Origin of the sequence: Pseudarthrobacter sp. NCCP-2145 (genome assembly GCF_023708005.1) — a bacterium.
GTDB classification, from domain to species: domain Bacteria; phylum Actinomycetota; class Actinomycetes; order Actinomycetales; family Micrococcaceae; genus Arthrobacter; species Arthrobacter oxydans.
In genome coordinates, this window is record NZ_BRCG01000013.1 from 52,489 (window position 1) to 74,136 (window position 21,648).

At 65.4% G+C, this 21,648-nt stretch carries 19 protein-coding genes; 7 read left to right on the plus strand and 12 right to left on the minus strand.

Annotated elements, in window-relative coordinates:
• Positions 1-13: 13 nt before the first annotated feature.
• Positions 14-2,425 (minus strand): Tex family protein, encoded by a 2,412-nt coding sequence (locus tag NFU08_RS12650; protein ID WP_285835594.1) that lies wholly within the window; start codon positions 2,423-2,425, stop codon positions 14-16.
• A 135-nt stretch (positions 2,426-2,560) separates the two neighbouring features.
• Between NFU08_RS12650 and NFU08_RS12655 the strand changes: the two genes are divergently transcribed.
• Positions 2,561-2,878, plus strand: a complete 318-nt coding sequence (locus NFU08_RS12655) for a hypothetical protein (RefSeq protein ID WP_104186219.1) — start codon at positions 2,561-2,563, stop codon at positions 2,876-2,878.
• A gap of 219 nt (positions 2,879-3,097) precedes the next feature.
• Here the strand turns inward: NFU08_RS12655 and NFU08_RS12660 are convergent, their stop codons facing one another.
• The 4 genes from NFU08_RS12660 to NFU08_RS12675 form a co-directional block, all read right to left on the minus strand.
• The gene (locus NFU08_RS12660; RefSeq protein ID WP_251423774.1) at positions 3,098-4,168 is read right to left on the minus strand and encodes an alkene reductase; all 1,071 of its coding nucleotides are present in this window, start codon (positions 4,166-4,168) and stop codon (positions 3,098-3,100) included.
• A gap of 81 nt (positions 4,169-4,249) precedes the next feature.
• Positions 4,250-4,804: a hypothetical protein gene (locus NFU08_RS12665; RefSeq protein WP_251423778.1), complete on the minus strand. Its 555-nt coding sequence runs from the start codon at positions 4,802-4,804 to the stop codon at positions 4,250-4,252.
• Positions 4,805-5,217: 413 nt separating this feature from the next.
• Positions 5,218-5,880, minus strand: a complete 663-nt coding sequence (locus tag NFU08_RS12670; protein ID WP_251423781.1) for a DUF6318 family protein — start codon at positions 5,878-5,880, stop codon at positions 5,218-5,220.
• 208 nt (positions 5,881-6,088) lie between these two features.
• Complete coding sequence (locus NFU08_RS12675; RefSeq protein ID WP_174175940.1) at positions 6,089-7,816, minus strand: cytosine permease; 1,728 nt, start codon at positions 7,814-7,816, stop codon at positions 6,089-6,091.
• A 211-nt stretch (positions 7,817-8,027) separates the two neighbouring features.
• On the opposite strand from NFU08_RS12675, the gene bioB reads away from it, so the two are divergent.
• The 5 genes from bioB to NFU08_RS12700 all read left to right on the plus strand — a co-directional run bounded on the left by bioB (position 8,028) and on the right by NFU08_RS12700 (position 11,044).
• A complete protein-coding gene (gene bioB, locus NFU08_RS12680; RefSeq protein WP_251423784.1) occupies positions 8,028-9,047 on the plus strand; it encodes a biotin synthase BioB in 1,020 nt (339 codons plus the stop codon).
• Positions 9,044-9,325, plus strand: coding sequence for a hypothetical protein (locus NFU08_RS12685; RefSeq protein WP_251423787.1), 282 nt, complete (start codon positions 9,044-9,046; stop codon positions 9,323-9,325). The genes bioB and NFU08_RS12685 overlap by 4 nt, the downstream gene beginning before the upstream one ends.
• Positions 9,326-9,381: 56 nt before the next feature.
• A complete protein-coding gene (locus tag NFU08_RS12690) occupies positions 9,382-9,816 on the plus strand; it encodes a pyridoxamine 5'-phosphate oxidase family protein (protein WP_066273926.1) in 435 nt (144 codons plus the stop codon).
• Between the two features lie 19 nt (positions 9,817-9,835).
• Positions 9,836-10,264 (plus strand): very short patch repair endonuclease, encoded by a 429-nt coding sequence (locus tag NFU08_RS12695; protein ID WP_251423790.1) that lies wholly within the window; start codon positions 9,836-9,838, stop codon positions 10,262-10,264.
• A gap of 369 nt (positions 10,265-10,633) precedes the next feature.
• The gene (locus tag NFU08_RS12700) at positions 10,634-11,044 is read left to right on the plus strand and encodes an Hpt domain-containing protein (protein ID WP_174175947.1); all 411 of its coding nucleotides are present in this window, start codon (positions 10,634-10,636) and stop codon (positions 11,042-11,044) included.
• Here NFU08_RS12700 and NFU08_RS12705 read toward each other — a convergent pair.
• Positions 11,017-11,787, minus strand: coding sequence for a response regulator transcription factor (locus tag NFU08_RS12705; protein WP_251423793.1), 771 nt, complete (start codon positions 11,785-11,787; stop codon positions 11,017-11,019). The two genes, NFU08_RS12700 and NFU08_RS12705, sit on opposite strands and share 28 nt — an antisense overlap.
• Before the next feature lie 93 nt (positions 11,788-11,880).
• Here NFU08_RS12705 and NFU08_RS12710 point away from each other — a divergent pair, with 93 nt between their 5' ends.
• A complete protein-coding gene (locus tag NFU08_RS12710; protein ID WP_251423898.1) occupies positions 11,881-13,539 on the plus strand; it encodes a cell wall metabolism sensor histidine kinase WalK in 1,659 nt (552 codons plus the stop codon).
• On the opposite strand, the gene NFU08_RS12715 is transcribed toward NFU08_RS12710, so the two are convergent.
• The 6 genes from NFU08_RS12715 to NFU08_RS12740 form a co-directional block, all read right to left on the minus strand.
• Positions 13,536-14,768, minus strand: coding sequence for an McrC family protein (locus tag NFU08_RS12715; protein ID WP_251423796.1), 1,233 nt, complete (start codon positions 14,766-14,768; stop codon positions 13,536-13,538). The genes NFU08_RS12710 and NFU08_RS12715 overlap by 4 nt on opposite strands.
• Positions 14,755-16,986, minus strand: a complete 2,232-nt coding sequence (locus NFU08_RS12720; RefSeq protein ID WP_251423799.1) for an McrB family protein — start codon at positions 16,984-16,986, stop codon at positions 14,755-14,757. Before NFU08_RS12720 ends, NFU08_RS12715 begins: the two co-directional genes overlap by 14 nt.
• A gap of 70 nt (positions 16,987-17,056) precedes the next feature.
• The gene (locus NFU08_RS12725; protein ID WP_104186210.1) at positions 17,057-17,290 is read right to left on the minus strand and encodes a PLDc N-terminal domain-containing protein; all 234 of its coding nucleotides are present in this window, start codon (positions 17,288-17,290) and stop codon (positions 17,057-17,059) included.
• A 77-nt stretch (positions 17,291-17,367) separates the two neighbouring features.
• A complete protein-coding gene (locus NFU08_RS12730; protein ID WP_174176047.1) occupies positions 17,368-17,784 on the minus strand; it encodes a thioesterase family protein in 417 nt (138 codons plus the stop codon).
• 38 nt (positions 17,785-17,822) lie between these two features.
• A complete protein-coding gene (locus NFU08_RS12735) occupies positions 17,823-19,898 on the minus strand; it encodes an ABC transporter ATP-binding protein (protein ID WP_285835595.1) in 2,076 nt (691 codons plus the stop codon).
• Positions 19,895-21,628, minus strand: a complete 1,734-nt coding sequence (locus NFU08_RS12740) for an ABC transporter ATP-binding protein (protein WP_251423802.1) — start codon at positions 21,626-21,628, stop codon at positions 19,895-19,897. The genes NFU08_RS12735 and NFU08_RS12740 overlap by 4 nt, the downstream gene beginning before the upstream one ends.
• Positions 21,629-21,648: the final 20 nt, after the last annotated feature.

Below are 21,648 nucleotides of genomic sequence, written 5' to 3' on the forward strand. Positions count from 1 at the left end.
CCCCACAAAACAGCTACTTGCCCAGGCCGGCCTTCCGCAGCGCCTCTGCCATGGCTGTGTTGAGGGGAGCTTCCTTCTTCGCAGGCGCGGGAGCCGCAGGGGAACGCCCGGGCGAGGGCGCCCTTCGGGCCGGGCCGCCACCCTGCTCCCTGCCGCGGCCCGGGTTCTGCGGGTTGCCGCCGGCGCGCCCTGTGCCCGCGCGTCCGGCAGCGGGTTCGTCGTCGAGCCGCAGTGTCAGGGAGATCCGCTTCCGGTCCGGGTCGGCCTCCAGCACTTTGACGCGGACCACCTGGCCGGACTTCACCACTTCCCGCGGATCGGAGACGAAGCGGTTCGCCATGGCGGACACGTGCACCAGTCCGTCCTGGTGGACGCCCACATCCACGAACGCGCCGAACGCCGCAACGTTCGTCACGGTTCCTTCCAGCACCATCCCTGGTTTGAGGTCGGAAATCTTCTCAATCCCGTCTGAGAAGGTTGCGGCCGCAAACGCGGGACGCGGGTCCCGTCCCGGTTTGTCCAGCTCGGAGAGGATGTCCTGCACCGTGGGCAGGCCGAACGTCTCGTCCACGAAGTCACGGGGGTCCAGGGAGGAGGCCGGAGCCGACCCCGCTGCCGCCCGGATCTTCCGGGCTACCGCATAGGACTCGGGATGGACGCTGGAGGCGTCCAGCGGCTCCGCTCCCCCGGTGATCCGGAGGAAGCCCGCGCACTGCTCGAACGCCTTCGCACCCAGCCGCGGCACCTTCTTCAGGTCAGTGCGCCTGGCGAAGGGCCCGTGTTCGTTCCGGTAGGCCACGATGTTTTCGCTCAGCAAGGGTCCGACGCCGGCCACGCGGCTGAGCAGCGCGGGCGAGGCGGTGTTGACGTCCACGCCCACGGCGTTCACGCAGTCCTCCACCACCGCGTCCAGGCTGCGGTCCAACTTCGAGGCTGTCACATCGTGCTGGTACTGGCCCACGCCAATGGATTTCGGATCGATCTTCACCAGCTCGGCGAGGGGGTCCTGGAGGCGGCGTGCAATGGACACTGCACCGCGCAGCGACACGTCCATGCCCGGCAGCTCCGCCGCAGCCAGTGCCGAGGCGGAATACACGGAGGCGCCCGCTTCCGAGACCACCAGCTTCTGGGGTTTGCGGTCCACCTCCGGCAGCCGCTTGATCAGTTCGGCGGCGAGCTTGTCGGTTTCCCGGGACGCCGTGCCGTTACCGATGGCCACAAGTTCGACGTCGTGCTGCCGCGCCAGCCGGACCAGCGTGGCCAGTGCTTCGTCCCACTTCCGCAACGGGGCGTGCGGGTACACGGTGTCGGTGGCCACGACCTTGCCGGTGCCGTCCACCACGGCCACTTTGACGCCGGTCCGGAGCCCCGGATCCAGGCCGAGGGTTGCCCGGTTCCCTGCGGGGGCGGCCAGGAGGACGTCCCGGAGGTTCGCCGCGAAAACGCGGACGGCTTCGTCCTCCGCGGCGGCGAACATCCTGCCGCGAAGGTCGGCCGTCAGCCGGGACAGCAGGCGGGAACGCCACGCCACCTGCGCGGTCTGGATCAACCAGGAGTCGGCGGGACGTCCCCTGTCGGCGACCCCGAGGCACCTGGCCAGCGCTGACTCGTAGCGCGTGCGTGCGGCGGCAAGGGCGGCGTCGTCCTGTGGATCTGCCTCGGCAAGGTCCAGCTCGAGGACGCCGTCCTTTTCCCCGCGCAGCAGCGCGAGGACCCGGTGGGACGGCATGCCCGCAGGCGCCTGGGCGAACTCGAAGTAGTCAGCGAACTTCTGGCCGTCGCTTTCCTTCCCCTTCTTCACGCGTGAGACCATGCGGCCCTGCACCCACAGGCGCTCCCGCAGGTCAGCGGCCAGGTCCGGATCCTGGGCCACCCGCTCCACCAGGATGGAGCGTGCCCCGGCGAGAGCCGCTGCGGCGTCGGTGACGGCGTGTTCGGGGTTGAGGTACTTGCCGGCTTCGCGTTCCGGGTCCAGGTCCGGCCGCTTAAGCAGGGAGTCTGCCAGGGGTTCAAGGCCGGCTTCCCGCGCGATCTGCGCCTTGGTCCGCCGCTTGGACTTGAAGGGCAGGTAGATGTCCTCCAGCCGGGACTTGGTGTCCGCCGCGAGGATGGCCTTCTTCAGCTCCGGCGTCAGCTGGCCCTGTGCGTCAATCGCTTCCAGGACGGCACGACGGCGGTCGGCAAGTTCGCGGAGGTAGCGGAGCCGTTCGTCGAGCTCACGGAGCTGGGTGTCGTCCAGCGTCCCGGTGGCTTCCTTGCGGTAGCGGGCGATGAATGGCACGGTGGATCCGCCGTCGAGCAGTTCAACGGCTGCCTTCACCTGCCATGCTTTGACGCCCAGCTCGGTGGCGATCTGGGTATGGATGGCATCGTCCGTTGTCGGGGAGGCGGACGGGGCGGAAGGGGCCTGCGGCAGTTGAGTCACCAGAACATCTTGCCTTACCGGATTGCGCGGCTCCACTGCTGGGGCGCGAGTCCGCTCCACCCTGGTTGTTCCGGGCAAGGGTATTCCGCTGCCGCCGGCAAAGTGCTGTAGTTGAGGTGCCGTCACAGGCACCCAATGCTCGAGGAAGAGGCCACCATGAGGGAACTGCTTATCATTTTTCAGGAGGGGTTCGACGAGGCAAACATCACCGTGACGGTTAACGGGAAGCAGGCGCGGCGGGATATTGGGGTCTCCACCAATCCGATCCTTGGCATCGCCAACGAGGTGTCCGTTGAGCTGCCGGCAAAAGGCGCGCAGGTGGGTGTGGAGGTGACGAACCGCGGCCTGAAGGCCATCACCAAGGTGAGCGGCAGGCCGAAGAGCGTGCTGGTTTCGATCGAGGACGGCAGGCTTGTGATGAAAGAGGGAACCGGCAGGGAGGCGCTGCTGTAGCGGGTTAAAGCAGCTCGAAATATGGCCCTAGTAAAAGTCCATTCGCTGGAGTACGATCTGATCACCGCCGGCATCCTGGAGGACCCGGCGGGCCAAATCTCCAGAGTTTGAGCCAAAGGCCGTCGGATGGCCTGCGGCGCCCGCTGCCGGAACAGCACACCGCGCAGCCAACGGCGGCGGCACCCAGGCCGGGTGCCGCCGCCGTCGTTAATTTCCGTCCTAGTTCTGGTAGGCGGGGTAGTCCGTGTAGCCCTCCGCGCCGTCCGCGTAGAACGTGGAGGGGTCCGGCTCGTTGAGGGGAAGGCTTTCCTTCCAGCGGCGGGCGAGGTCCGGGTTGGCGATGGCGGGGCGGCCCACCACTACGGCGTCGGCATGTCCGTCGTCCACCAGGGCTGCTGCCTCGTCGCGGGTGGTGATCACGCCAAAGCCGGTGTTGACCAGGAAGGTCCCGCCGAAACGGACCCGAAGGTCCTGGACCAGGTCACCCGCGGGCTCGTGGTGCAGGATGCTCAGGTAGGCGAGGTTGAGCGGGGCGATGCTGTCCACCAGCACCTCGTAGGTGGCGCGGACGTCAGCGGCGTCGGTCTCGGCGATGCCCTGCACGTTGTGCTCCGGGGAGATGCGGATGCCGACGCGGTTGGCGCCCACGGCTGCCACCACCGCGTTGACCGCTTCGATGACGAACCGGGCACGGTTCTCGGGTGAGCCGCCGTAGCTGTCGTCCCGCACGTTGGAGTTCGGGGCCAGGAATTCGTGCAGCAGGTACCCGTTGGCCGAGTGCAGCTCCACGCCGTCGAATCCGGCCTCAATGGCATTGAGTGACGCGTTGACGAATTCCTGGATCACCATGGGGAGTTCGTCAGTGGTCAGGGCATGCGGCACCGGGTAGGGCTGCTTCCCCTGCGGGGTGCGGACGATGCCGTCAATTGCGACGGCGCTGGGGGCCACCAGCTCGAGCCCGCCGGTGATGTCAGGGTGCGATACCCGTCCGCCGTGCATGATCTGGGCGAACATGCGGCCGCCTTCGGCGTGGACGGCGTCGGTGACCTTCTTCCAGCCGGCAACCTGTTCCTCGGTGACGATGCCGGGCTGGCCGGCGTAGGAGCGGCCAACCCGGGTCGGGAACGTTCCTTCGCTGACGATGAGGCCCAGGGACGCGCGCTGGCGGTAATGCTCTGCGACAAGCGGACCGGGGACCCCTGCCTCACCTGCGCGGAGCCTCGTCAAGGGTGCCATGACCAGGCGGTTGGGAAGCTCAAGTTCGCCGAGGCTGAGGGGGGAAAACAGCATGCGCGGTTCCTTTCGAAGGCTGAAGACGTACTGCCTTGGCCAACCGAGATACTGCAGCAACTATTCCTGTTGCGATGGGAATCACAGCAGGTGGACGGCGGGCTGCGGGGCCTTCGGCCGCCGCCTACCTTGCAGCCCCGGGGCAGCCCTGGCCCTCGGGTTGGCGTTGCAGTCGTCAGCGTAGTTGCGCGTCAGCGAGCGCCACACACTGATGGTTTGCGGAGGAGCGCTGAACTGGCCCTGGCCGGGAATCGGCAGGGGCGGCCCGGCATTGACCGAATAGGTTCCCTGGAAGGTGGTGGTCAGCACAACCTGGAAGTCACCAGTAGCCCCGTAGGCGTGGCTCGTCCGGGTCTTTTCGCCCCACCGGTCCTGGGGCAGCGGCCCGCCCATGGAAGGCTGGGGTCCGAACACGGTCCCGTCGCCGTAGTTCCACGTGTACTGGAATGGGGTGGCCACGATGTGCACCTGCTGCCCGAACATGGTGACGTCGAACTGCTGCTCGGCTGCCTCCGCGTAGAAGTTGGTCTCAGCACCCCGCAACGTGTGCGGGCTGGGTTGTGCCACCACTGTTCCAGCATTGACCGGCAGGCTCTGGAACTCCCGCTGGATGTCAGCTGCGATCCTGGGCAGCAAGTCCTCGGGCCTGGCGTCGAAAAGGCACGTGGGGCCGGAGTGATGAGCCCAAACAGCGCCGGGCACACCTCGGGGGCGGGAGAGCCAGGTGACGGGAATGCCCTCTTCACCGTCGGGCCCGTCCTTGCACTCCAACTGGCGGGCAAGGCAAGGAGTATCAAAGTCTCCCCCACCGAGGTGGCACTGGAGTTCGTACTTGTACTCGTTCGGGTCGGTATATGGGAGGGATGGATCAGCTCGTACGAAATCCTTGATCCCAGCGTCCCACGCATATCCATTGAATTGCAGGCCGGGGTTCCATTCCCCACCGAACTCAGGATCGCTCGCGTCTTCTGCACTCGACGGGTAGGCAGAAAGGGCAATTAAGACCGCCGCAACGAGGAAGGTACTGAGCGGACGATAACCACCCACTGCTAGCCGACTATACTTCCGAGCTCAGTCACTGACCAAGCGCCGTTCTTGTAAGCGAGGACAAGCAGATTACCTTGATCAGGCATCGGCGGGTCAGTCCGAGCTATGGTTCCGTCAGCACGCATGTAAGACAAGGGCTCCTGACGAACTTGAACAGCGACCTTGTAGTTTCCCGGTTCGTCCTTCTCAAATGTTGTGTCCGCAACAGGTGTGGTGAGTTTTCCGCCTACAAGCCATCGTCCTTCCGAGTTCCAGTTGACGATCACTCCTTTAACTTTTTGGCACGCCGCACAGGCCGGTGGCTCGATGCTCTCGAAGGTAGCGACGTCCCCAGTTTCGTACGAATAACTCAGCACACTGAACCAATACTTCGCGAAGGCTTCTGCCCCCTCTTTCGTCTCCGTCTTCGCCACCTCGGGCAGCACCGGGACGGGGACGTTTTGGGCGGGACCGGACGCGTCGGCCGGCTTGTACACGGCGGTGGGTGTCGGGGTCGGGGTGGACGGAGGGCTGGACGTGGCCGAACCCGTCGGTGTGGAGGGCACGGCACCGGGATCTGCGGGGGCTCCACCCGCGCAGCCGGCCAGCATGAGTGCCGCAGCAACAGCAGCACCGGCAGCAGCTGACCGGATTCCCCAAGGCGTGGAGACGTTGATTGATGTCATGGGCCGCTAATCCCCCAGTAGTTTCAAGACGGCTAACTCCGGACAATGACTTAAGGGTAGCCCAGGTCACATTTCACCCATCAAACTTATCCACAGCTACCGCCAATGGTTTATCACCACAGAAGCCCTGAAAGACGTCATAAAGGGAGCCGGCGCATGAATGCGCCGGCTCCCTTCCCTCAAAGCCCTTTCCCGTGACCAGGCGAAGCTACTTTTGCGGAGGCAACACCAACTCCCCTGTCTTGTCCGTGGACAAGGCGAGCGACGAGACATACTGCGGGCCGCCGTTGGGCGCGTCCTTCGCCGACCGCACCATGTCCGGACGCTCAAATTCAATCCCCGTGACGTGGCAGAGGAGCTTGGCGTCGCTGGGGTTCCCGTCGGCGTCGAACATCGGCAGGTCGATGCCGTCGTCGGTGCGGCGGAGGTAGTACCGTCCGCGGGTGGCCAGCGCCAGCACCGGCGGAAGGACCAGGGCAAGGCCCACCGCGAAGATCGGCGAGAACGGCTGGATCGCGGAACCAAATGCACCAAAGAACACGGCAATCGAAATTCCAGCGGAGGCGAGCATCGACACAAAGCCCACCGGGTTCACGGCATACAGCATGCCCCGCCGGAATTCGGGGACCTTGGGGGAAATCTTCAGCAGGTATTTGTTGATGGCGATATCGGACGCCACCGTGACAACCCAGGCCATGGCGCAGTTGGCATAGAAGCCCAGGATCGTGTTGAGGAAGTCGAACATGTTGGCTTCCATCAGGACCAGGGCAATGGCCAGGTTGACCACCACGAACACCATGCGTCCCGGATAGGTCTTGGTGATGCGGGTGAAGCTGTTGGTCCAGGCCAGCGAACCCGAATACGCGTTGGTGACGTTGATCTTGATCTGCGAGATGACCACCAGCACCACGGCCAGCGTCATCGCCAGCCAGGCCGGCATCATCTCCCGGTAGACGCCCAGGAACTGGTGCACCGGCTCATTCGCCGTGGCAGACGCCGCCGGGTCCAGGGTCGCGATGAGGTAGATGGCGATGAACAGGCCCACGATCTGCTTGATCGCGCCGAAGATCACCCAGCCGGGTCCGGCCAGGATGACCGCCCGCCACCACGCCCCCTTGTTGGCTTCGGTGCGCGGCGGCATGAAACGGAGGTAGTCGATCTGTTCGGCAATCTGCGCCATCAGGGACAGGCAGACACCCGCTGCCAGCATCACCGACGCAAGGTTGGGGCCGCCGTCGCCCGATTCGCCCGTGTACGCAAAAAAGGTGTTGATGCTCTCCGGGTGCGAGACCAGCAGGTATCCCACCGGCACCACCATCAGCAGCAGCCACAGTGGGGTGGTCCACACCTGCAGCTTGGCCAGGGTGTTCATCCCGTAGATCACCAGCGGAATGATGATTACCGTGGAGGCTGCGTACCCCAACCACTGCGGAATGCCCAGGCCCACTTCCAGGCCCTGCGCCATGATGGAGCCTTCCAGGGCGAAGAAGATGAAGGTGAACGTCGCGAAGATGACGTTGGTGACCACCGACCCGTAGTAGCCGAAGCCGGAGCCGCGGGTGATGAGGTCAAGATCGATGTTGTACCGCGCCGCGTAGTATGCCAGCGGGAAGCCGGTGGCGAAGATGATGACGGCGGCAACCAGGATGCCGAAGATGGCGTTGACCGTCCCATAGGCGATCCCGATGTTCGCGCCGATGGAGAAGTCCGCCAGATAGGCGATGCCGCCCAGCGCACTGGTTGCCACCACCCCCGCGCTCCACTTGCGGTAGGAGCGTGGTGCGAAGCGGAGCGTGTAGTCCTCCAGGCTTTCCTTGGTGGCGTTCAGCGCTGCGGCGTTGCCCGCCGCCGGGGCCGCTTGAGCGCTTCCGACGACGGCGGCACCAGGCTGTGCCGGCGGGTCCAGCAGCTGCGTTGTCTCTTTGTCATTGCTCATGGAATTGCGTCGCTTTCGTGTCTAAGGGATCTGATGCGACGCTATCCGGCACGAACGACAGCCCGGTCACGGGCTTGTTTCGGCGGCGTTAAGCCTTGACTGCTGGTGTAAACAAAAGCAGTTACCGCCCATTGTTGGCCTTCCACAAAACCGGCCGCATCTGCCGGAATTACTGTCGAAAAGGAGATCACAACCGAAAGCAAGGACGGCGATGACAACCATTTCCCGCACCACGGAATACCCAATCCTGGAGACGGCCCGGCAGCAGGTCCTGGAGGGTGGAATCGGCCTCACGGAAGCGCAACTGCTGGAGGTTCTGCGCCTCCCCGACCCCGCAGTCCCCTCCGCGCTGGAGCTTGCCCACCAGGTCCGCCTCAAGCACTGCGGGGAGGACGTGGAGGTTGAAGGGATCATCTCCATCAAAACCGGCGGCTGCCCCGAGGACTGCCACTTCTGCAGCCAGTCAGGCCTCTTTGACTCCCCCGTCCGCGGCGTCTGGCTGGACATCCCGGAACTGGTCAAGGCCGCCAAGGAAACGGCCGCCACCGGAGCCACCGAATTCTGCATCGTCGCCGCCGTCCGCGGACCCGACATCAAACTCATGAACCAGATCAAGTTCGCCATCGACCGCATCAATGAGGAAGTGGACATCAACATCGCCTGTTCCCTGGGCATGCTCACCCGCCGCCAGGTTGACCAGCTCGCCTCGTGGGGAGTGCACCGCTACAACCACAACCTCGAGACGGCGCGGAGCTACTTCCCCCAGGTTGTCACCACCCACAGCTACGAGGAGCGGCTGGAGACCTGCGCCATGGTCAAGGACGCCGGCATGGAACTGTGCTGCGGGGCGCTGATCGGCATGGGCGAATCACTCGAACAGCGTGCAGAGCTGGCCGCGCAGCTGGCTGCCCTGGAACCGCACGAAGTGCCGCTGAACTTCCTCAACCCGAGGCCCGGCACGCCGCTGGAAAACCAGGAACTGATGGACGGCAAGGACGCCCTCCGCGCCATCGCCGCGTTCCGGCTGGCCATGCCCCGCACCGTCCTCCGGTACGCCGGCGGCCGGGAGCTCACCCTCGGCGATCTCGGTACCCGCGAGGGGCTGCTGGGCGGGATCAACGCGGTCATCGTCGGCAACTACCTCACCACCTTGGGCCGTCCCGCCGCCGCCGACCTCAACCTGCTGGTGGACCTCAACATGCCCATCAAGGAACTCCAGAAGACCCTATGATCCCCACCCGCTCAACCAGCTCAATCATCGGGAGCTTCTGCGGCCACTGCGGCGAGTCGTACCCGAAGGAAACGTTCGACGGCGGGAGCGCACCGCCGTCGAACGTCCTCCAGACGGGCGATGGGCAGGTGGCGGCCGCCCCTCACCAGGAGTGCGCTGCGCGGCTTCAGCTGGAACCGCCGCGCTATTGCGGCCAGTGCGGACGCCGCCTCAAGGTCCAGGTGTCACCCCACGCCTGGACGGCCACCTGCTCACGCCATGGAACCACCGCCTCCTGACCCAAAGTTCACCAAACCCTCTGGCGCGTTTCTACATAACGTAGAAGAATGGCTTCATGATGTTTGAACATGTGGATGGACAACCCGTACTGGAACTCGACGACGAGCAGTCCTGGCGCCTGCTGGAGGGCACCAAGCACGGAAGGCTGGTGGTGTCCGTCGCGGGAGAGCCGGACATCTTCCCGGTGAACTACGTCACGGCCAACCGGAAAATCTATCTCCGGACGGCTCCGGGCAACAAGCTGGCCCAGTTGACCATCAACTCCACGGTTCTCTTCGAAACGGACGGCATCCTCTCGGAGGAAGCCTGGTCCGTGGTGCTGCGGGGAAAAGCCCGCGTCCTCAGCAACTCCGCGGAACTGGCAGCAGTGGAGGAGCTCGGGCTGAAGACCTGGGTGCCCACCCTGAAGGACTTCTACGTGGAGATTGAGCCCACCTCCGTCAGCGGCCGCCACTTCGAATTCGGAGAACAGCCAGAACGCGAAATCTAGGAGCTCCTAGACTGAAGGCATGGCGGACAAGCTCACTCCCGAGCGGCGCAGCTGGAACATGTCCCGGATCCGGGGCAAGAACACCAAGCCGGAACTGCTGGTGCGCAGGCTCCTCCACGCCAAGGGATACCGCTACCGGCTGCACGGAAAAGCCGGCGCCACCCGCCTGCCCGGCAACCCGGACCTGGTGTTCGCCGGCCGCCGCAAAGTGATCTTCGTCAACGGCTGCTTCTGGCACTTCCATGACTGCCGCGTGGGCCTGCACGCGCCCCAGGCCAACGCCGAATTCTGGGCTGCCAAGCGCAGCCGGACCCGCGAACGCGACGCCCGCCAACGCCGCCTGCTGGAGGACGCCGGCTGGCAGGTGCTCACCGTGTGGGAATGCGAACTCAAGGACAGCTCCGCGCTGGAAACCGAGCTGGTGCGGTTCCTGGACACCGGCCGCTGAATCGCCGCTCCTGCGTGCCTGCCCCAATGAGGATTCGCCGCTTTTCAGGCATCTTGAGCGAATCTTTCGGCATTCCCGCCGCGGTTCTTGAGTGCCGGCCGGAAAGATGGATGGGTTCAAATCACGGCAATTACAACAGAAATTCCTGGCCCCGCTGCAACCGCTCCCACTGTTGGAACGGTGCGGAAAATCAAGGGAGAAAACTATGGGCCCACGGATTAGGGGTAAACCCGCAGTCTCATCAAGAAACCCACAATTCTGTTTCCAAAACCCGTCGCGCGAAAGCAACGCCCCTAACCTGAAGTGAAACAAATGCCCCACATAACCGCCCCCTTCCAGGAAGGGACTGTTCCCGCCGAAAGGACCGTCATGAGCGCCGCAGATGATGCCCCCCGGCCCTTGGTGGACCAGTCGGTTCTCGACCGGTTGAGGGAGGAACTGGAAGAAGAAGAGGGGTACTGCAGGGTCTTCGTGGGGAACTTCATCGAGTACCTGCCGCACCGGATTGGACGCCTCCGGCTGGCGCTGACCACGGGAGACCTGGAGGGTTCAGTGGACGCAGTCCTCAGCCTGAAAACCTCCAGCCAGATGGTGGGCGCCGAGCGGCTGGCCGGCCTGGCCATGGATCTGGAGGGCGAGCTCCGCAACGAGGCCCGCCACTCGGATGTGGCAGTCGTCCTGCCGCAGCTGGCCGCCGCATTCCTCCGGCCCATCAACCTGTGCAGCCGGCAGACCATGCACCGCCTGCAGTCTCAGTGCTCGCCCGGAGCCAGGCGGTAACCAACGCCGCGGACAGTCTGGAGCCAGCGCGGCTTCTGCGGTGAGTCGCCCAGCTTCTTGCGGAGGTTGCCCATGTGGACCTCGACGGACCGTTCGTCCGCCTCGCTAATGTAGCTGCCGACGTCGTAATCCTCGTCCCGCAGCCGGCGCACCAGGTCGGACTTGGTCCGGACCGTCCGGCCCGCTTCCAGGAGGGCATGCAGGAGTTCGAACTCCGTGCGGGTCAGGTTCATTTCCTTGCCGTCAACAACCACGGTCCTGGACGCGTAGCTCAGCTCCAGCCCGTTGTGGCTGAAGTTCCCCCGCTCAGGGTGGACGGCTCCGCTGTCGGCTGCGGCATCTCCTGGCATGGCTTCAGAAGGTTCGGCGACAGAACGGGGGCGGCGCATCATCGCGGCGATGCGGGCGCGGAGCTCCCTGGGGCGGAAAGGTTTGGTGAGGTAGTCGTCAGCTCCGGACTCCAGCCCGATCAGGGTGTCCAGCTCCTCGGTGCGGGCCGTGAGCATCACAATGTACGCGTCCGAAAATTCGCGGATCTGGCGGGACACCTCAAAACCGTCGATGTCCGGCAGGCCGAGGTCCAGGGTGATGACGTCAGGGTTGAGGGTCTTGGCCACGAGGACACCTTCTGCCCCGCTGCTGGCCACGCTTACGTCGAACCCGGCCTGGGACAGCACGGTGCGTACCAGTTCCCGGATGTCGTGGTCATCCTCGATGACCAGTCCCACTCGTGCATCACTCATAGCGCCCCCTCAGCAGCCAACGTCTGAAGTATAGCTGGCTGCCGATATCCTGCTGGCATGGCCTCACACACTCCGCCCCGCAAGTTCCGTGCCATGGACCACCCCGTGGCCTGGTCCTCGGGCAAGCTGAGGTTCTTCCGGCGGCCCTTCCACGAGTACCGGCTGACGGACCGGGTGGCGTTGAGCCAGATGCCGCTGTTCGTGACAACTCTCCTCACGGCATTCCTCGTGTGGGCGTTCTTCCCCGTCACTATGGACAACCCGCTGTTCGTGGCCTTCCTGGTGTCCCAGCTGGTGATCATGGCCCTCTGCTACCTGGTCCCGTGGGACCGGCTGCCGTACACGAGTTTCCTGATCATTCCGCTGCTGGATTTTGTCTCCATAGCCGTGGGCCGGGAGGGAGGCGGCCAGGAAAGCCTCACCGGAATCAGCCTGCTGGCCGTGTTCCCGGTGATCTGGCTGTGCGCATCCGGGTACTACCCCCGGACGTCCCTGTGGCTGTCCTTCGTGGCCCCGCTTGCCATCATCTGGGTCCCGCTGCTGCTGAAGGGGAACCCGACGCCCCAGGACCTGGCGCGGTCCCTGCTCCTTCCGGTCATGATGCTCGGCATCGGTGTGTCCGTCAGCGTGTTGACGCTCAGCATGACGCGGCAGCAGCGCGCTCTTGAGGAGAAGGACGCCCAGCTGCAGGACAACCTGGGCACCAGCCAGCGCCAGGGGGCGCTCCTGAACACCATCCTGGACACCGTCCATCTGGGAGTCCTGGCAGTCGATGCGGACGGGCACGACGTCCTGATGAACAGGAGGCAGCGGGTCAACCACGAGCTCGCCCGGCCCAAGGACATTGCGGATCCGAACGAGTCCCAGCTGCTGGTCTTCGGGCCGGACCGCGTGACGCTGGTTCCCGTTGAGGAGCGGCCGGTCCGCCGCGCCGTCCTCGGGGAAACCTTCACCGATTACCTTGTGTGGCTGGGCTCCGGCCGCGACCAGCGCGCCTTCGTGACCACCGCGCGGGCCATGAAGGACAACGACGGCGCGTTTGCCGGTTCCGTGATTGTCTTCAGCGATGTGACGGACCTCGTGAACGCCCTGACGGCCAAGGATGATTTCGTCTCCAGCGTCTCGCACGAATTCCGGACGCCGCTGACCTCGATCCTGGGCTACGTTGAAATCCTGCTCGCCGAAGAGCCGGAGGACAGCCAGCGCGACATGCTGGACATCATCCGCCGGAACTCCGAACGGCTCCTCACGCTGGTGTCGGACCTGCTGTCCAGCCGGAACGGCCAGCTGATCGTGACGCCCCAGGCCGTGGACGTGGCAGAACTGGTGCGCTCCAGCGTTTCCTCCGCCATCCCACGCGCGGCGGCTTCGGGAGTGGCGCTTGAGGCTGACACCCCGGACCGGCTGGAGGCCCACGTGGACGGGCCCAGAATCGCGCAGGTGCTGGACAACCTGGTGTCCAACGCCATCAAGTACTCCCCCGACGGCGGCAGCGTGATGGTCTCGCTCGCGCAGGAGGACGGGCACGTGGCCTGCCGGGTCACCGATACCGGCATGGGCCTGAGCCCGGAAGATGCGTCTGAGGTTTTCGCCAAGTTCTTCCGGGCCAGCAGTGTCCGCCGGACAGCCATCCCCGGGGTGGGGCTGGGCCTGCCGATCAGCAAGGCGATCGTTGAGGCCCATGGCGGTACCATCGAGGTGGACAGCGCCCTAGGCGAAGGGACAACCTTCACGTTCCGGGTTCCGGTCTAGTCGGGGCGGGTGGGGACTACTTCTCCCCATGATTGCCGTGCGAGCTCCCGCACTGAGGCGAGGATGTCCGACGGCGGCCGGGACAGGTCCAGCGGAAATTCCACAATGTCGATGTCCGTGTTGAGGATGCGGCGGAGCTTTACCTCGCCGGCGCCGGCGTACACAAGCCAGGCTGTGGGCACAGCCAGTGCCGTGCAGTGCCCCAGCATCTGGTAATGGTCTGCGGTCAGGGAAGCGCCGGGATCAGTGGCCGCCCTGTATTTGGCGTTGTACACCGCCACGGGCCGTCCGCCGAGCAGGTGGACAGCGTCCGGCCGCACCGAGAGCCTGTCCGCGTCGTTCACTGCCTCACTCAGGAGGGTGCTGAACTGGAGCCGGAGTTCCCCGGGGTAGGCAGCCATCGCCTCACGCAGCGCGGTGCCCACAAAATCCCCAAACACCTGGACCATGTCCACCACAAAGGAGGCGGTCTGCTGGGTTCCCTGCCCGGCCTCGGCGGAGGCATTGCGCAGGATCAGCTCAGCCAGGCGCAGCACCGCGTGGTAGCGGAGGTTCATGCGGTTTGCTTTCCACCGGGGCAGCGGTGCTCCTGCCGGGAGGCGCGTAACGGCGTCGAGCTTTCCCTTGAGCTGGCGCAGCCGGCTCAGCACCTCGGGGCGGACGCGCGGCACCTGGCCCATCCGTTCCAGCGCGGCGCGCAGGATCCGGTTCTCGGCAATGTCCTCGGTGAACTCGTCGTAGGACACCTCCAGGGGCACCAGCATGCCGGGCCGCCGGGAAATCTGGTCCGAAATCCTGATCCGTCCCTTGACCGTCCGGAGCGATTCATCCACGGTGAGATAGCCCTGCAGGACGCCGCGTCCCAGGGCACGTTCGGCCAGTTGCGCCAGCGACTCCGCCAGCGCGCTCCACAGCTCCCGGTCCTCCACGGCTGAGACCGAATCGGGGCGGAAGCCCTGCTCGCCGGCGTAGCTGAGCAGGAACAGGAGCCGGCTGAGCCCCAGCCGGTCCTTGGGACGCACGTCGAGCTGTACCGTGGCCGTGCGCACCGAACCCACGTTGCCCACCGGCTCGATCCGGTACAGCCCAAGGCCCATGGGTGATGCCTTGGCCAGGCCGCTGGAATTCAGGAAGGACGCGCTGGCCGGGTCCAGCCGCTCCACGATGCCGCGGGACAGTTCATCCAGCACCAGGTGCCGGACAGACGTGCCGGGGTCAGCGGGCCGCAAGGCGTCCCAGCAGCTGGTCCAGCCCGAAGCGCTCCTCCAGCTGCGCCCGGGTCAGCTGGCCGTGGTAGTGCTCCTCCAGCAGCGGCATGAGCTCGTACTTCCAGATCCGGCGGAGCCCGGCGGGGGTCTGGGCGGCGGGCTTCATGAAGTAGGACGGGCCAATCATCAGGTCCCGGTCCCACTCGTCAATCGCACTGTTCAGGGCATCCAGCAGCAGCGCCGGCGTGAGGTCGAGCTGCCGGGCCTGGAGGAACCGCAGCAGGGAGCCCTTCACAGGCTCGGTCTGCGGGTGCAGCTCGATGAAGGAGAACCGGCGGCGGATGGCGGCGTCCATCATGGCGATGGAACGGTCTGCCGTGTTCATGGTGCCGATGATGTAGAGGTTGTCCGGCAGCGTGAACGGCTCGTTGGGGCTGTACTGGAGGTAAATCCGGTCGTCCCGGTATTCCAGCAGGAAGTACAGTTCGCCGAACACCTTGGCCAGGTTGGCGCGGTTCATCTCGTCGATGATCAGGAAGTACGGCTTGTTTTCGTTGCCGGGCTTCGCCGCTTCCTCCGCGAGCCGGCGCAGCGGCCCCGCCACCAGCTTGAAGGAGACCTGGCCTTCGTCGGTCTTGTCCGGCCGGTATCCCTCGAAGAAGTCCTCATACGCGTAGGAGGGGTGGAACTGGACCAGCTTGACCCGCTCGTCCGTGGTGTCATCCGCCAGTTCGGCGGCGAGGTGCTTGGCCAGGTAGGTCTTGCCGGTCCCCGGCGGCCCATACAGGACCAGCTGGCGGTTCTCCTCCAGCAGCTCGGCGATCTCCTGGAGCGGCTCGAGCTCCATGTGCAGCGAGTCGGCGAACTCGCGGGTCAGCGGGCGGAAGCCCTCCTGGACGGGAGGCACGACGGCGGCCGCTTCAGCGTCGCCGTCGGGCTCTGTTTCCGCTTCGGCCGGCAGGAGCGCCTGCAGCGCCTGCACCACCTTGGTAACGTCCACGACGATTCCGGCGGTGGCCAGCTGCCGCTGGACGTGCCGCGGCAGGCTGGTGGTGGTGTGTCCCTCGTCGAACCAGCGGACCTTGCGGCGCAGGCGCCGGTTGTCGTCGTTGTGTTCGGGCTCCCCGAGCACCACCCCCAGGCTCACGGTGCCGGCGTGCTGGTACAGCACCACGTCCCCCGGCTTCATGACCGTCAGGAAGGCAAAGACAGCAGTCTTGGTGTCCTCCCGCTCCACGTAGCCGAGGTGCTTGTAGTCCTCGTCCACGGCGTGCTGGACCAGCCCTGCGGTAACGCCGGGGTCCAGCAGGCGGAGATGTTCGACGTCGAGGGTCGCCTTCTCCTCGCCCTGCCAGGCTGTGAGGAGCTCGGTGTTGTCGCTGTGCGTGCGCAGCAGCCAGGCCCGCCGGCCGGGGTCGCCCACCTTGCGCCACTGGCTGACCAGCTGGCGCGAGTACCAGTCGATGCGCTGCCCGGCCTGCTCGTCGAGGTGCAGGCGGATGCGGTGGATATCGGCTGTGATGTCCCCTTCGGCGTCCCCCATGGCGCCGCCCACCAGGGAGGCAAAGGCGTCCCGGATTTCCTGCCGCTCCACATCGGCCACCACGGGCTCGAAGTAGCTCGGCCAGGACAGGAATTCGATGCTGCGGCGGATGGCCGGCTGGTCGTCCGGCGTTCCCGCCGCCAGCCGATGGAAGTTAAGCGGATCCTGCAGCGCACCGGTGATAACCGCCGGCGGCTGCTGGTCCACGTGCTGCACGAACCGGCACAGCCACTTCAAGTGGTCCCAGATGGTCCAGTTGAACTCCGCCGTCCGGTCCCTGATCACGCCGTGGTCCGTCATTCCCTGGTAGAGCTCACCCGGCAGCTCCAGCGGAGGCTCCAGCCAGGACGCGGCCTCTGCGACGCGGGCACGCTTGACCTTCAGCGACTTCACCTCGTGCGCCAGGGGCAGCGACTGCAGGAACAGCAGTTCGACGGCCAGCTGCTTCGCTTCCCGGGACGCACCCTCAAGGTTCCGCCGGAGGTTGGTCATCATGGGGGCCTTGGGGTCCGGCGTGCCCCGCTCCAGCCGCTCCAGGAGCTCGGCCGCGGCCTCCGACGTCCACGTCAGGGTCCGGCCATCCAGGGCCGACGGCTTCCCCAGCAGCCCCGGGCCCAGCACAAACCAGGCCGCGTCCTCTATCTCCCGTGAGATGCCGAGGGCGCGGGTCATGGCAGCAGGGGAGGCGGGGGTCATGCCTCCAAATTTACAGGGTCAAGCTGGACGGGCCCTTAAAGGTCGTACGCCCCCGGCAGCTCCGGTGCCGCTACTTGCCTGCGCCGGGACGCTTCCGGCCGAAGGTGAAGTAGCCCACGGGGCCGATGAAGTTGATGAAGGATGCTGCCCGCCATGCGGCCTTGGGGCCATTGATGAGCGCCGCGGGCCGCTTCGAAATGTCCCGCTGCGCCGCCACCAGCAGGGACACCTGCGCGATGGCCACCAGGATGGTGCCGGCCTTTGCTGACGGGGACATTTCTTTCCAGGTCTTTTTCTGGGCCATGTTTGCTCCTTGTATAGGTTCTCAGTTTCCGATGCTTGCTGCTCCCGCGCAACGGGGCGTGTGCCGGCGCATCCGCGTCACGCCGTGAAAGGCGCCAGGCGTTCCTTCTGTTCAGGCGTCAGCCGCTGCACGCGGCCCGTGGCCTCGTCCACGAATGCCAGGTGGCTGCTCGCCCTGACGCAGTCCTCCAGGGTGACGGGGTCCTGGATGAGGTAGTGGATATCGAAGCTGGCCCCTTTGACGGCGCCAATCCACACCTGCACCACGGCCGGCACGTTCCGGTACTCGAGGGTCCTGACGTACCGGATCTTGTGGTCCACCACCAAAGCCATGGTGCCTTCCGGGACGTCATTGAACAGCGAGACATGCGGATCAATTCCGGGCGCGCCGGCACCGCGGGGCGGGCCGAAGGCCGCGATGCGGGCCTCCTCAAGCATCCGGACAATCTGGACGTTGTTGATGTGCCCGTAAGCGTCCATGTCTCCCCAGCGCATGGGGACAAGGACCTCGATCCGCTGGCTTCCGTTGGTGCTCAACTGTGCACCGCCGTCGAATCGTCCACCGGGACGTCCCCTGCATCCGCCCCGGCGAACTGGGACATGTACAGGCGGTAGTACGCGCCCCGTGCAGCGAGGAGGACCTTGTGGTTCCCCTGCTCCACGATCCTGCCGTTCTCCATCACCAGGATGGTGTCGGCGTCGCGGATCGTTGAGAGCCTGTGGGCAATCACAAAGCTGGTGCGGTCCGTGCGGAGCGCGGCCATGGCCTTCTGCACCAGCAGCTCGGTGCGCGTGTCAACGGAACTGGTGGCCTCGTCGAGGATCAGCAGCGAGGGATTCGCCACGAAGGCCCGGGCGATGGTGATCAGCTGTTTTTCGCCGGCGCTGACGTTGTTGCCTTCCTCGTCGATGACCGTGTTGTAGCCCTCCGGCAGGGCCCTCACGAAGCGGTCCACGAAAGTGGCCTTGGCGGCCGCCATCACCTGATCCTCCGTGGCTTCAAGGTTGCCGTAGCGGATGTTGTCGTAGATGGACCCGCCGAACAGCCAGGCATCCTGCAGCACCATGCCCACCTTGGAGCGGAGCTCGGAGCGGCTGAGGTGGGTGATGTCCACGCCGTCCAGCATGATGGAGCCGGCATTGAGCTCATAGAACCTCATGACCAGGTTGACCAGGGTGGTCTTTCCGGCGCCGGTCGGCCCCACGATGGCCACGGTGTTTCCCGGTTCGGCGGTGAAGGACAGGTCCTCGATCAGCTTCTTGTCCTCCGTGTAGCTGAAGGTGACGCTGTTGAAGTCAACGTGCCCGTCAGTCCTGGCCGGGAGGTGCTCGGTGGCGGTTTCCTCATCCTGCTCATCGGCGTCGAGGAACTCGAAGACCCGTTCAGCGGAGGCCACGCCGGACTGCAGCATGTTTGCCATGCCGGCCATCTGGCCCAGCGGCTGCGTGAACTCGCGGGAGTACTGGATGAATGCGGTGGCGTCGCCCAGGGACATGGACCCGGAAGCCACCCGCAAGCCGCCCACCACGGCGATGCCCACGTAGCTGAGGTAGGAGACGAACTGCATGACCGGGAAAATGATGCCGGAGACGAACTGCGCCCCGAAGCTGGCCTTGTACAGTTCCTCGTTGCGTTCCTCGAACCGTTCCAGCATGTCCGCGTCGCGGCCGAACACCCGCACCAGGTCATGCCCCGAGAAGGATTCCTCGATCTGCCCGTTCAGCGCGCCCGTGTTCTTCCACTGGGCGGCAAAGAGCTTCTGGCTGCGCACGCCGATCATGCCCGCTGCCACCCCCGAGAGGGGAAGGGCAACCAGCGCTATCAGGGCCAGCTGCCAGGACACGATGAACATCATCACCACGATGCCGACGACGGTCAGCAACGAGTTGATGAGCTGGGCGAAGGCCTGCTGGAGCGCCTGCTGGATGTTGTCGACGTCGTTCGTTACCCGGGACAGCACGTCGCCGCGCTGGCGGGTGTCGAAGTAGTTGAGCGGGAGGCGGTTCAGCTTCCGTTCGGTGTCATCGCGGAGCCGCCGGATCACCTTCATCACGATGCGGTTCAGCACGTAGCCCTGCAGCCAGAGGAAGATGTTGGCCACGAAGTACATCAGCAGGACCACTGCAATGAGCATGCTGAGCTTGTCGAAGTTGATGCCGGTGCCCGGCACCAGTTCCATCCGGGAAACCATGTCTGCAAAGTTGTCCTGGCCCTGCTGGCGCAGACCGTCCACGAACTGTTCCTTGCTGCCGCCGGCCGGAAGCTGCTTTCCCACCACTCCGGCAAAGATGACGTCCATGGCCTGGCCCAGGATCTTGGGGGCGATGACGTTCAGGACCACGGCGATCACCACCATGCCCACCACCACGTAAATGCCCAGGGCCTCAGGCTTCAGCAGCCCCATGAGCCGCTTGGCGGAGGGCCAGAAGTGCTGGGCCTTCTTGGCGGGCATCCCGCCGAACATGTCTCCGTCGGCCTCGGAGGGCTTGAATTCCTCCTCCACGAAGTCGTCGTCCTCGACGGATCCCTCCACCAGCTCCGCGTCGGGGGCGTCCTGGGCAGCTGATGTTGCGCTGATCTCGGTGGAGTCCTTCCTGCGGGCGCTCATGCCATCTCCTCCACGCTCAGCTGGGATTCAACGATTTCCTGGTAGGTGGGCGAGGTTTCCAGGAGTTCCTGGTGCGTACCGCGGTCCACGATGCGTCCGTTGTCCAGCACCAGGATCTGGTCCGCCTCGGTGATGGTGGAGATCCGCTGCGCCACGATGATCACGGTGGCGTCTGCGGTGATGCCTTTCAGCGCGGCCCGGAGCCGGGCATCGGTGGCCACGTCCAGTGCGGAGAACGAATCGTCGAAGAGGTACACGCGGGGCCTGCTCACGAGTGCCCGGGCGATGCAGAGGCGCTGGCGCTGGCCGCCGGAGACGTTGGTCCCGCCCTGGGAGATGCGGGATCCGAGGCCGTTTTTCTTGGCACGGACGAACTCGTCGCCCTGCGCCACCTGCAGCGCTTCCCACAGTTCCTGGTCCGTGGCATCGGTTTTTCCGAACCTCAGGTTGTGCTCGATGGTGCCGGAGAAGAGGTAGGGCCGCTGGGGCACCAGGGCCACCCGCCGGGTGATGTCGGCCCGGTCCATCCTGCTGACCGGGACCCCGTCCAGCAGCACCTCCCCCTCGGCGGGGTCGTAAAGCCGCGGCAGGAGGGACAGGAGGGAGGTTTTCCCCGAGCCTGTGGAACCGATGATCGCGATGGTCTGGCCGGGCTGCGCCGTGAAGCTGATGTTGCTCAGTACCGGCGACTCAGCGCCAGGGTAGGCGAAGGTGACGTTCCGGTACTCCACCACGCCGGCCAGCGTGCCCGGCACCTCCAGGTGTTCCGGATCGTGGATGGAGGGCTCGACGTCGAGCAGCTCGCCTATACGGTCCGCGCAGACTGACGCGCGCGGGATCATCATGGCCATGAAGGTGCCCATCATGACGGCCATCAGGATTTGGAGCAGGTACTGCAGGAAGGCGGTCAGGGCGCCCACCTGCATCTCGCCTGAGTCCACGCGCTGCCCGCCAAACCACAGCACGGCCGCGGTGGACAGGTGGAGGATCATGCCGATGGCAGGGAACATCAGGACAAACAGGGCGCCGATCTTCAGCGAGACATCCGTCAGTTCCTTGTTCGCTCCGCCAAACCGCTGCGTTTCATACGGTTCCCGGACGAAGGCGCGGACCACCCGGATGCCGATGATCTGCTCGCGCAGGACGGCGTTGATGCGGTCGATCTTTTTCTGCATGGACCGGAACAGCGGCATGAGCCGGACCACCAGGTATCCAACCACCACGGTGAGGAGGGGCACCGACACCCACACCAGCCAGGACAGGTTGAGGTCCTCGCGCAGCGCCATGATGATTCCGCCGATGCACATGATGGGCGTTGCCACCATGAAGTTCAGCCCCATCAGCACAAGCATCTGGACCTGCTGGACGTCGTTGGTGCCGCGGGTGATGAGCGTCGGGGCACCAAAGGCATTGACGTCCATGGCAGAGAAGCTGGTGACCTTGCGGAACACCCCGCGGCGCAGGTCGCGGCCCATGGCCATGGCGGTCTTCGAGCCGAAGTAGACACCCGCAATGGCGGTGCCCACCTGGATGAACGCCACCGCCAGCATCACCGCACCCGTCCGCCAGATGAAGCCGGTGTCCCCGCGGGAGACCCCCTGGTCGATGATCTGGGCGTTCAGGCTGGGCAGGTATAGCGCCGCGATGGTGGACGCCAGCTGGAACACAATGACGGCCGCGATAAACGGCCTATACGGCCTGGAAAACCGCCGTATGAGGGTGAGGAGCATGCCCACGTGTCCTTAGTGAT